This is a genomic window from Ignavibacteriota bacterium, from assembly GCA_016218045.1.
Classification (GTDB): domain Bacteria; phylum Bacteroidota; class Ignavibacteria; order SZUA-365; family SZUA-365; genus JACRFB01.
In genome coordinates, this window is sequence record JACRFB010000045.1 from 1 (window position 1) to 11,913 (window position 11,913).

10 protein-coding genes are annotated in these 11,913 nt (G+C 60.8%); 5 read left to right on the forward strand and 5 right to left on the reverse strand.

Annotation, left to right across the window (positions count from 1 at the left end; translation table 11 throughout):
• Window positions 1-274 precede the first annotated feature (274 nt).
• The 5 genes from scpB to HY962_11710 all read right to left on the reverse strand — a co-directional run bounded on the left by scpB (window position 275) and on the right by HY962_11710 (window position 5,107).
• A complete protein-coding gene (gene scpB / locus HY962_11690; protein ID MBI5647584.1) occupies window positions 275-1,885 on the reverse strand; it encodes an SMC-Scp complex subunit ScpB in 1,611 nt (536 codons plus the stop codon).
• A gap of 85 nt (window positions 1,886-1,970) precedes the next feature.
• A complete protein-coding gene (locus HY962_11695; GenBank protein ID MBI5647585.1) occupies window positions 1,971-2,699 on the reverse strand; it encodes a segregation/condensation protein A in 729 nt (242 codons plus the stop codon).
• 9 nt (window positions 2,700-2,708) lie between these two features.
• Window positions 2,709-3,707 (reverse strand): tryptophan--tRNA ligase, encoded by a 999-nt coding sequence (gene trpS / locus HY962_11700; GenBank protein ID MBI5647586.1) that lies wholly within the window; start codon window positions 3,705-3,707, stop codon window positions 2,709-2,711.
• Window positions 3,708-3,796: 89 nt separating this feature from the next.
• Window positions 3,797-4,441, reverse strand: coding sequence for an NAD(P)-dependent oxidoreductase (locus HY962_11705; protein ID MBI5647587.1), 645 nt, complete (start codon window positions 4,439-4,441; stop codon window positions 3,797-3,799).
• Between the two features lie 159 nt (window positions 4,442-4,600).
• Complete coding sequence (locus tag HY962_11710; GenBank protein MBI5647588.1) at window positions 4,601-5,107, reverse strand: HNH endonuclease; 507 nt, start codon at window positions 5,105-5,107, stop codon at window positions 4,601-4,603.
• 183 nt (window positions 5,108-5,290) lie between these two features.
• Here HY962_11710 and HY962_11715 point away from each other — a divergent pair, with 183 nt between their 5' ends.
• The 5 genes from HY962_11715 to HY962_11735 all read left to right on the forward strand — a co-directional run bounded on the left by HY962_11715 (window position 5,291) and on the right by HY962_11735 (window position 11,608).
• Window positions 5,291-6,490, forward strand: a complete 1,200-nt coding sequence (locus HY962_11715; GenBank protein MBI5647589.1) for a pyridoxal phosphate-dependent aminotransferase — start codon at window positions 5,291-5,293, stop codon at window positions 6,488-6,490.
• 32 nt (window positions 6,491-6,522) lie between these two features.
• On the forward strand, window positions 6,523-8,226 hold the full coding sequence (locus HY962_11720; GenBank protein MBI5647590.1) for a (2Fe-2S)-binding protein: 1,704 nt from the start codon (window positions 6,523-6,525) through the stop codon (window positions 8,224-8,226).
• A gap of 14 nt (window positions 8,227-8,240) precedes the next feature.
• On the forward strand, window positions 8,241-9,266 hold the full coding sequence (gene nuoH, locus HY962_11725) for an NADH-quinone oxidoreductase subunit NuoH (protein MBI5647591.1): 1,026 nt from the start codon (window positions 8,241-8,243) through the stop codon (window positions 9,264-9,266).
• Between the two features lie 73 nt (window positions 9,267-9,339).
• A complete protein-coding gene (gene nuoI / locus HY962_11730) occupies window positions 9,340-9,840 on the forward strand; it encodes an NADH-quinone oxidoreductase subunit NuoI (GenBank protein ID MBI5647592.1) in 501 nt (166 codons plus the stop codon).
• A gap of 7 nt (window positions 9,841-9,847) precedes the next feature.
• A complete protein-coding gene (locus tag HY962_11735) occupies window positions 9,848-11,608 on the forward strand; it encodes a T9SS type A sorting domain-containing protein (GenBank protein MBI5647593.1) in 1,761 nt (586 codons plus the stop codon).
• The last annotated feature ends 305 nt before the right edge of the window (window positions 11,609-11,913 follow it).

Here is an 11,913-nt window from a genome sequence, read left to right on the forward strand (position 1 = left end):
CGGCTCTTCCATTTCTTCGGTCCGCCTGTGCGCGGTGTCTCAGAACGTTCACCACGTTCACCGCGGTAGCCGCCCGACGACGGTCGTGGTGAATCCTCGCGGCTCTTCCATTTCTTCGGTCCGCCTGTGCGCGGTGTCTCGCTGCGCTCGCCGCGCGGGCCTGCACCTTTTGGCCCGGCGGATTTTCTCGGAGCGGGTCTTTTACCGCGCTCTTTGTCTCCGCCTGTGCCGCCTCGTTGTTTCATCGGTTCCTCACTTCTTCGTCGGTATCTCGTCAGCCGCGCTGTATGCCGTCCTGATCGTCTCTTTGAACGGTTGTATCACCGCCACCATCCCGTTCATCGTTGTTTTTGGTCTCGCTTTCTTCATCGTCGTCATCATCTTCGTCATCGTCATCATCGTCATCATCGTCATCATCGTATTCGTCGTCGTCATCATCGTCATCATCATCGTCGTCGTCGTCATCGTCGTCGTCGTCTTCATCATCATCGTCGTCATCGTCATCGTCGTCATCATCGTCGCTGCTGTCATCATCGTCGTCGTCTTCATCATCGTCGTTGTCTTCATCGCCATGGATTACATCGACTGCATGGACTTCGCTGATGATGTCGTCGTCGGCATCGGCACCATCGACATCGTCTTCGTTGTTGTCATCGTCGTCGGTGTTGACTACATCTTCGGATAAACCGATCCCGAAATCCGATACGGAGAATTGCGTGTCGGGAATCACGGGTTCGTCTTCGAGGGTGCTGACGTGCTGCGTGTCGAAGATATGTTCCTCGTTGCCGCTGAGATGCTGGTAGTGATCGATCTCGTCGTCGGCGATTTCCTCGATGGATGGTGAAACGATGCCGTCTTCGTCGTGCATCAGATCGGCGATCTCGCGCGGCTTGGGTAGATCGTCGAGACTGCGCAGGCCGAAATGTTTGAGGAAGAATTTTGTGGTGCCATACAACAGGGGACGGCCGACACTGTTGTCGCGGCCCACGATGGCGATCAGATTGCGTTCAAGTAGCGACTTGATGACAAAGTCGGCGCTGACGCCGCGTATGGCTTCAATGGCGGGCTTGCTGATGGGCTGCTTGAACGCGATTATTGCGAGCGTCTCGAGCGCCGATTGTGTGAGGCGGCGCTTGCTGCGTTCGGCAAAGAGGCGGCCGACGTACAGGCCGAAGTCCGCCGAGGTCTGGAAGGTAAATCCGCCCGCGACCTCCACGATGCGGAAGGAGCGGCCCTGCGTCTGATACTCGCTGTTGAGCGATGCGGCGATGGCGGCGAGCACGTTCATTGTGAAGCGCGGCGCGCGGCGCCCGCGTCGGCGTCCGCGCGCGGGTGCGCCTGCATCGGCGTCGGCGGATTCGGGCTCGGGTGTGTCGGCACCGCGCTGCGGCGCGTCGCCAAAGAGTATGTCGCGGATCTGCTTGAATGTGATAGGCTCGTCGGAAGCGAATATCAGCGCCTCGACAGGCGAGCGGTATTCGTCAACAAGGGCGTTGATCGCCTCGGCGTCCACGTAGTCGGACTCTTCCGCATCGCTCGTGTCTGCGTCACTCGTCTCTGCGTCACCCGTCTCTGCGTCACCCGTATTGTCCGCCAATTCATCGTCGCTGTTCTCGACCGCCGTGTCGGCTGTTTCTGCGCTGCTGTCGAGATCCGCTTCCGATTTCAGATCGACCGCATCGGCGGAGTCGGTGGTCGCCGTTTCCACGTCGACGTCCGGAGTATCGACGGGCGTTTCGTCGTCGGATGAAGGCATCGCGTCAAGCATTTCGAAGCCGATATCCGCGGGTGTGTCCATCGACCCGTCGTCCGCGATCGGGTCCGCGTCGGCACGCGGTGTTTCGGATGCTGCGTCGGCGGTTGACGCGGTATCGTGATCCTGCATGTGTTCTGCCTCGGCGTGCGGTTGCTGTTCCGAGGTGGTGTCCTCTGACGTGGTGTGTGCCATTGAAGCCCGTGGAGAAGAAGCGTCAGCCGGCTGCGGCGACGCGGTGGATGACGAAGTCGTTGAAGTCGTCGTGGATCAGCACGCGCACGCGCTGTGCCTTGATGAGTTCGAGAAGCGCGATGAAGGTGACGACGATGTGCATCTTGTCACGCATGTCGTCGACGATCTCGAGAAAATTATATTCGTTGCGGCCCGCGAAGAAATCCATGAGGAAAATCCCCTGTTCCTCGATCGTGTACGGAATCGTGCGCACCTCGTGCACGATCTTCTTCGGGATGTTCTCGATCGCGCGCTGGAATGCGGTCACGAGGTGGTACAGCGTGACGTCGCGGAGAAACTGCCCGTCGTCCTCGGGGGCGCTGGTGCGGACGTCGAACTTGAACAGAGAACGGAAATACCGCTGGCGCTGCTCCATTTCCATCGACTGCAGGTGCTCGGCCGATTCCTTGAAGCGTTTGTACTCGATAAGGCGGCGCGTCAATTCCGCCCGCGGATCGATCTCCTCCTCTCCTTCCTCCATGGGCGACTGGGGAAGAAGCATACGCGCCTTGATCTGCATGAGCGTGGCGGCCATCACGATGAACTCGCCGGCAAGCTCGAGATCGAGCGCCTGCATCATCTGCACGTAGCTGAGAAACTCGCTCGTGATGTGCGCGATGGGGATGTCGTAAATGTCGAGCTCATCACGCTTGATGAAAAAGAGCAGGAGGTCGAGCGGCCCCTCAAAGTCGGGAACCTTGACGTTGTACACTGCCACGGATCACCCCAGCGACATGGCGCCGCGCACGGCATCCATCGTGGCTTCCGCCGCCGCACGGGCGCGCGTTTCGCCGTCGTGCAGAATGTCGACCACGAGATCGGTGTTGTTTTCGTATTGCGCCCGGCGCTCGCGATGCGGCGCGAGCCACGACGCGATGGAGGCGGAACAGCGCTGCTTGCATTCGACGCAACCCAGCGCGCCGGATTCACAGCCGGCACGGATCTCGCCGAGGGCTTCGGGCTGGAATTTCTGATGGTAGGTGAAGACGAGGCACACGTCGGGCCGGCCGGGATCGTTCTTGCGGAGTTTCTGCGGATCGGTCACGGCCTTGCGGAGCTTGCCTGTGATTTCTTCGGGCGTGTCGGCAAGCAGTATCGTATTGCCGAGCGATTTGCTCATTTTTTTATCGGCACCGTCGAGGCCCGGCAGCCGCTTGAAGACGGTGAGCTTGGGCTCCGGCTCGGGGAAGACCTCCGCAAATTCGCGGTTGAACCGGCGCGCGATCTCGCGCGTGATCTCGACGTTCGCGAGCTGGTCCTCGCCCACGGGCACGAGGTTCGCGCGGTAGAGAAGGATGTCCGCGGCCTGCAGCACGGGATAGCCGAGATGCCCGTACACGAGATTGTCACTCTCGATGTTCAGGTCCCGCACCTGTTCCTTCAGCGTCGGATTCCTCTCGAGACGATTTTTGGTGACAAGCATCGCAAAGAGAAGAAACAGCTCGGTGTGTTCCTTCACGCGGGATTGCCGGAATATCGGACTCTGCACGGGATCGATTCCGGCGGCCAGCCAGTCGATCACCATGTCGATGGTGTTCGGATAGATTGCCGCCGTGTCGAGATTGGTGGTCAGTGCGTGGTAATCGGCTATCAGATGGTAGTTCTGATACTCGCCCTGCAGTGCCACCCAGTTCTCGAGCGCACCCGTGTAATGACCGAGATGCAGCTTCCCGGTGGGACGCATCCCGCTCAGAATAATTTTCCTTGATCCTGTACTCATACCGCCCGGCCTTTGGAATCAGACATAGAAGCACAGTATACGAAGATTCCGCGAATGGAAGAAGCGCGGGCGGCGAGACGGGGTGGCGGCTAGACGCCGATGACGCTTATGCGCCTGCCCGGATTCGCGGCCTTTTCGATTTCATCGACAAACGCCGCCGCGTAATCCTCGACCGAAATGCTGCTCTCGCCCTTGTCGTTGGTCAGAAGCTGATCGCCGCCGCTGCGGTACCGGCCGCTGCGTGTGCCGGGAAGCACCATGATTGCCGGGCTGACCACGGTCCATGTCACGGGTGTTTCCGTCGCGCGGAACACTTCCAGCGCATCGGCCTGCGCCAGGGCCTCGGCCTTGTAATCCGCCGGAAATTGCGGTGTGTCGACCAGACGCATGCCTGGGGCGACCTCGAGACTTCCGGCGCCGCCCACCCAAACGAGGCGAGGCACGCCCGCCTGTCCGAGTCCGGCCAGCAGCGCCTGCGCGCTCGCAGGCACAACCTCGTGCTGCGCCGTGGCGCGTCCGCCTATCGCGGCCGCGGCGACTTCATGTCCGCGCGCTCCCGACGCAACGGATGCGGCATCGGCGCTGTCGCCGGCAGCGACGCTCAGACGCTCGTGCGTGAATGTGATTTTCGACGGGTCGCGTACGATCGCCGTCACCGAGTGTCCGCGCTCGAGTGCCTCGCGCAGTATCGTTCCGCCCACCCAGCCGCTTGCTCCAAACAATGCTATGTTCATGATGCCTGTATCCTCGGGAAAAATGGTGTTTGACAGACGCGACAGCATGGAAGCCCGGCGGACGCGGGGGAGCCGCGCAGCAAAGGAAATCGGATATCGCCTGTCGCAGTTGTGACGGGCAATGATACGTCCTTCCGCGGACTTCCCAAAATCCGCCGATCAGTGCCCGAGGAAGAGGTACGGTTTCCAGCGGTCGTCGAGCGCCGATACGGAATGGATGATAAAGGCGACGTGTGTCGGGCGGCGCGGCGTTGATCGCAGATGCAGGCCCGCTTTTTCGGGCGTGCGGTCGCCCTTCATGTTGTTGCAGCGCATGCAGGCGGCGACAAGGTTTTCCCAGGTGTCGGCCCCGCCCTGTGCACGCGGCACGATATGGTCGATCGTAATGGGCAGGGCGGTGGAGCCGCAGTACTGGCAGCGGTGCCCGTCGCGTCGCAGCACGTTTTTGCGCGAGAGGATGATGTTTTTGAACGGGACGCGTTTGTACTGACCGAGCCGGATCACGCTCGGAAAGGGGAACGAGGATGAGACGGAACGTATCACCTTGCCGTCGGCCGTGGCGACGATCTCGGCTTTTTCCAGATAGACAAGCACCACCGCCTTCTGCACACCGCAGACGCTGATGGGCTCGTAACTTTGATTCAGAACCAGGACGCGGCCGTGTATGCCCGTCCGTTCGTGCTGTGTGCCACCTTCGAAGACGGCCTCCTTTTTCGCAATGTTAGAAGCTATGCGCTTGTTTCGACAGATGCAAGGCCTGCGCCGGGCCCTTGGTAATTGCCCATCGGCTCGTTAAATTCTCCGAATTATGCACTGCTCCGCACAGCACATCTCCCCACACACGTACCTATGACACCCGAACTCACGCTGTCACGCCGCGCCGGCCTGATGCCGGCCTCCCCCATCCGCAAGCTCGTGCCACTCGGCGAAGCCGCAAAAAAACGCGGCACTATCGTGTATCACCTCAACATCGGGCAGCCCGATATCGAAACGCCACCCGAGTTTTTCGACGCTGTCCGCGCCTATCGCGAGAAAGTGATCGCCTACGGCAATTCGCAGGGCATGGCGATGTTCATCGACAGCATCGCACGGTACTACGACGGCATCGGTATTCCTCTCGAATCGAAGCAGATCCTCGTCACCACGGGCGGATCGGAGGCGATCACCTTCGCCATGATGGCCGTGGCCGAGCCGGGCGACGAGATCCTCGTCTTCGAACCTTTCTACACGAATTACAACGGCTTCGCCATCATGGGCGGCATCAATCTCGTGCCTCTGGCTACACAGGCAGAGGACGGCTATCACCTCCCGGCGGAGGACGAGATCGAACGCGCCATCACGCCGCGCACGCGCGCCATCATCGTCTGTAATCCGAATAATCCGACCGGCACGGTGCTCCGGCACGATGAAATCGACATGATCGCGCGTATCGCCGTCAAACACGGCCTCTATATATTGTCCGACGAAGTGTACCGCGAGTTCATCTACGAGGGTGAGACCAAGAGCATGCTCAGCGTGCCCGGACTCGAGCAGCACGTCGTGGTGATGGACAGTCTTTCGAAGCGCTACAGTCTCTGCGGCGGACGCATGGGCTGCATCATCAGCCGCAACCAGGCGCTGATGGATGTGTTTCTGCGCTTCGGCCAGGCCCGCCTCTGTACTGCCACGCTCGAGCAGATCGGTTCCGCCGCTCTCGTCGATGCCGGGGCGAAGTACTTCGATCCGATGATCGCCGAGTACCGCCTGCGCCGCGACGCCACGTACGATGAACTCATGGCCATCCCCGGCGTGGTCTGCCGTAAGCCGAGCGGCGCCTTCTACATCATGGCCCGGCTTCCGGTCGACGACGTCGACCGTTTCGCCGCATGGATGCTCACCGATTTTTCGCTCGACAACGCCACCACCATGATCGCGCCGGGAGCCGGCTTCTACGCGACGCCCGGACGCGGACGCGACGAGGCGCGTTTCGCCTATGTGCTCGACGCCGACTCGTGCCGCGCCGCCGTCCGCACCCTCGCGCGGGGCATCGAGGCCTACAACCGCGCCTGACGCGCACCTATCCTTCCAAAGGCAGTGAACGCATGATAACAGTCACCATCGACGGACGTACCATACAGACCGAACCCTCGAAAACCATCATCGAGGCGGCGTTTGAAAATGGCATTTATGTGCCGCACTTCTGCTGGCATCCCGCCATGTCCATTTCCGGCAACTGCCGCATGTGCCTTGTGGAAGTCGAAAAAATGCCCAAGCAGGTCATCGCCTGCTCGACACTCTGCATGGACGGCATGGTCGTGCACGTCAATTCCGACAAGGCCGTGAGCGCGCGCAACGCCGTGATGGAGTTCATTCTCATCAATCATCCCCTCGATTGTCCGATTTGTGACGAGGCGGGCGAGTGCAAGCTGCAGGATTATGCCTACCGCTTCAGCGCGGGCGAGAGCCGTTTCGACGAGGACAAGGTGCACAAGCGCAAGCGCGTCGAACTCGGCCCGCACGTCATGTTCGACGCCGAGCGCTGCATCTCGTGTTCGCGCTGCATCCGTTTCTGCGAGGACATCGTCAAGAATCCGCAGCTCACCTTCGTGCAGCGCGGCGACCGCGTCACCATCACCACGTTCCCCGGCAAGCAGCTCGACAATCCGTACTCGCTCAACGTCGTCGACGTGTGTCCCGTGGGCGCGTTGACAAGCCGCGATTTCCGTTTCAAGTCGCGCGTGTGGGACATGTCGCACACGCCCAGCGTCTGCCCTGGCTGCGCGCGCGGCTGCAGCATCGACGTGTGGGTGCGGCAGAACGAGATACTCCGCGTGACGCCGCGCGAGAATCAGGAAGTGAACGATTTCTGGATGTGTGATGAGGGCCGGCTCGAGAGCTGGCGTCATGTCAATGATGCGACACGATTCCGCCAGCCGCGTTTGCGTCGCGACGGTGAGCTGGTTGAAATCGGCTGGGACGAAGCGATCGCCGCGGTCGCGTCGGAATTGAAGAGCTACACAAAACATCAGATCGCGGTTCTCGGATCGGGGCACGACACGTGTGAGGACGCCTTCGTGCTCTCGCGTTTTGCGCGCGAGGTTCTGCACACGCCGTGGATCGACATGCTGCCGCACGTTGCGTCAGGCACGCAGGACGAATTTTTGATACGCGACGACAAATCACCGAATGCAGCGGGAGTCCGTCTCGCGGGCCTCGTCCCCGCCGATGCAGCGCACGGCCACGCGGCCATGCTTGAGGCCATCGCGAAAGGCGACATCAAAGCCGTCATCGTGACCGACCGCGCCGCGGCCGAAGTGCCCGGTCTGCTCGAGGCGCTGCGCGGCGCGGCGTATGTCGTGGCCGTGGTCAGTAACTCCTCCGAATTGTCCGACCGCGCCGACGCGGTGCTTGCCGCATCGGCCTTCGCCGAGAAGGGAGGCACCTTCGTGAATTTCGAACAGCAGATCCAGATACTGCATCCGGCCGTTGTGACCGCCGAACGCGAGCGATGGATGGGCGGATTCAGCGTCAGCCGGCTCGACGCCTTCGGCAGCGAGTTCGACCGCTGGGGCAAGATCTCGCGCCGCGACGCGCGTCCCGTGTGGCGTATTGCCGCAGCGCTTGCCCGCGTGCTCGGCGCGAAATGGAAATACGACAACGTCGACGACGTGTTCGAGGATTTTGCCGCCACCGTCCCGGCACTGAAGGGCCTGACGTACGATTCCATCGGTGCTTTCGGACTCCGCCTCTCGGGCGATGCCCCGCGGCATCTCCTCCCGTACACGTACAGCGACGTGACTCCCTAACTGCAGAAGAACGCATGGATGCTCTCGACATACTCCTGACTCTCATTAAAATCGTCGTGCTCTTCGGCGTCGTTCTTCTCACGGTGGCCGAACTCGTGTACACCGAACGCAAGATCAGCGCCTGGATACAGAACCGTATCGGACCGAACCGCGTGGGCTGGGCCGGGCTTCTGCAACCGTACGCCGATGTGGTGAAACTGCTGCTGAAGGAAGACATCGTTCCGACAGTCGCGAATCGTTTCATTCATACACTCGCACCTGTTATTTCCATCGGCGTCGCCTTCAGCACGCTTGCCGTGATCCCCATTGCGGGACACGCGATCACCGTGTTCGGCCGCGAGGTGTGGCTCGTCGTTGCGGACGTGAACGTGGGCATCCTGTACGTGCTCGCCCTCACCTCGATGGGCGTGTACGGTTTGACACTGAGCGGCTGGGCGTCGAACAACAAGTACTCGCTGCTGGGCGGACTCCGCTCGTCGGCGCAGATGATTTCGTACGAACTGTCGATGGGTTTGAGCATCATCGGCATTGTCATGATCACCGGTTCGCTGCAGGTCTCATCGATCGTGGCGCATCAGGCGGACTGGATGTGGAATCTCGTCCTCCAGCCGATCGGCTTCATCACCTTCCTTGTCGCCTCCTTCGCCGAGACCAACCGTGCGCCGTTTGATTTACCGGAAGCGGAACCGGAACTGGTCGGCGGATATCACACCGAGTACAGCAGCTTCAAGTTTGCGCTCTTCTTCCTTGCGGAATATGCGAACATGATCACCTCGTGCGCCGTCATCACAACCCTGTATCTCGGCGGCTGGCAGGTTCCGTATCTCCATGTGCTCGGCCTTCCCTCTGGATTGGAAGTGGTGGCGCAGATCGTCGCCTTCATGGCCAAGGTCGCCTTCCTGCTGTTTTTCTTCCAGTGGGTGCGGTGGAGCCTGCCTCGTTTCCGCTACGATCAGCTCATGAATCTGGGCTGGAAGGTGATGCTGCCGCTGGCGCTGCTCAACATCGTGATCACCGGGATCGTGTTACTGCTGATCTGAGTCCGGTTCGCGGGATGCGGCGTGCAGCCGCGCCGTCCGCGCGTTCCGGTTTTGTAGAGAAAGGAAATTTTTCATGACGTCCACCGACCGCAGCAAGAAATACACACTCACGTTCTGGGAAAAAATCTACATTCCCGAAATCGTGAAGGGCATGAAAGTGACGCTTGGGCAGATGCTCAAGAAGAAGGACACGCGGCAGTATCCCGAGGAGCGCTGGACGCCGCCGCCCTCGTTCCGCGGCGCGCCCGTGCTGGTGCTGGAACAGAACGGTGTCGAGCGCTGCGTCGCGTGCGGCCTGTGTTCGCGCGTGTGTCCCGCGCTCGCGATCGAGGTGCAGGCGGCCGAGACCGAGGATCAGAAGGAACGGTATCCGGAGCGTTTCGAGATCAACATGCTGCGCTGCATCTTCTGCGGTTTCTGCGAGGAGGTCTGTCCCGAGGAGGCGATCGTCATGAGCGACCGCTACGAGCTGGCCTTCACGCGGTATGAAGACGCGATTTTCGGGAAGGACCGTCTGCTGACGCCTGTCGAAAAACTCCGTCCGCGTCTGGAGTATCTCCGCGCGCACAGGTGAGCGGAGGGTGTTCCGGCGATGCATCTCCGCGCGACGCGCGGGCGTTTTTACCGCCCTCGCGCTGACCGCCGTGCTCTGCAGCGGCTGCCTCGCGACAATCCACGCGATCACCGCGCCGACGATGGTGACGGCCGACGAGAACTTCGTCGTCGCGATCGACGGCAGCGTGTCGGGCTCCGCGCCCGGCGCGGCGGGGCTCGTGGTGCAGGTGCCCGACAGTTTTGAATATGTGCGCGCGTCGTTTGTTGCGTCGACGGGAAGGAAACGCCTGCGCCTGCAGCCCGCTCTTGCGGGTTTGTTCACTCCCGAGCCGGGTCACAGGGTGATCGCGCTCGCGGACTCGTCCGCCTTCGCGCGCGTGCAGGGCGACGACATCCGCGTTCTCCTCACGCTGCGCGCGAAGGAGACGGGCACGTTCTCGTTGAAGTGTGTCGCGGCCGCGCAGCAGGAATCCGGCGTGTGGCGCACGGGCGACGGTGCTCCGCGCGATTTCAACCGCATCGTGGCGTCCGACAAAATCGTCACGCTCACCGTCGTCGAGCCCGAGCGCAACGGCACCAGCGCCGTGTCCTTCGCCGGCGACCGTGAGCACCTGGTTCTGCCCGACACGGGACTGTTCACCTTCTCGCGTGAACAGGATTTCTCGCTGGAGCTATGGCTCGCGAGCACGGCACGCGACGCCGCCATCGTCAGCACACGCGGCGACGACGTGCTCGGCGCCTTTCCATTCGAACTCGGCATCGACGAGCGCGGTTCGCTCGCCTTGTCGACCTGCGACGGCTCGGTGCTGGCGCGAACACGCTCGGCCGCCTTCATCGCCGACGGGAGCTGGCATCATGTGGCCGTGGTGTACACCTCCTCGACGCGCTCGTTCGAATTGTACATGGACTCGCGCTTCGTCGAAGCGCTCACCGCCGGCTCCGGTGAGGGCGTGGTTCCGTCGGCAGGAGTGATGGTCGGCGGCCGTCCGTCGAGAAAAAAATGGTTCTCGGGAGTCATCGACGAGTTCCGCGTGTGGTCAATTCCCAGAACACAGGACGAAATTATCTTTTATCGAAACACGGCGCTGTCGGGGTACGAAAAAAATCTCTACGCCCTGTTCAGTTTCGAGCGCGCGCAGAACGGCCGCATTTCGAGCACCGCCGCGGTCGAGGGTGTCGAGGCCGTGGCGTACAACAAGCCGAAGCTTGTGCCCTCCACGGCGCCGCTGCGTGTCGAGCTTATCTCGTTCAGCGTGATACAGGAAGGTGCCGATGTGACGATGTCGTGGGATTCCTACGACGAGTCGAAGGTGCGCGCCTATCAGATCGAGAAGCGGACCGAGGAGGGCAAATACTCGGTGCTGCTCACGTTCGAGTCCAGCACGGCCGAAGGGAATCACCGCAGTTTCCGTGCAAACGACACATGGACCGAGAAGAGCGTCGTGTATTACCGGCTGAAAAAGATCAATCTCGACGGCAGCATAGTGCTTTCGGACGAGGTGCCGATAGGCGCGGGTGAAATCATGAATTTTACACTCGGCGACAATGCGCCGAATCCATTTCTCTCTGTGACAGAGATTCCGTACACTTTGTCGGAAACAGCGAACGTAACGTTGAGAGTGTATGATATCACAGGCAGGGAAGTGCGCGAACTGGTGAGCGATCGCCAGAAAGCCGGCAGTTACTCCGTCACATTTGACGGCTCGGATCTTCCCGCGGGCGCATATTTCTACAAATTGCGGACGCCCGCAGGCGCACAGACCAAAAAGATGTTCCTCGGCCGCTGAAAAAAAAAAGATGGTCTACACCGAAAAAAAGTGGTTCGTTTCCCATTGGGAACGTATTTTTACCCCGATGCTTCAACTTGACATTCCGAGGAGGGTTCATTAACTTGACCTCCGATAGCTTGAAAATTGCCTCTTTGGCTCAATCCTGTGCCTGGCAGTAACGCCACCTCAACCACTTGATTACTCGTGTTCTCCCCGCGTGAGAGCGGTCACGACCCGCTCACGCCCAAGTTCATTTTCCGAAACAGACCAATACATAGATAAACCACACGTGTTCAATCTTTCCCAAACTGCTTGGAGGTTTT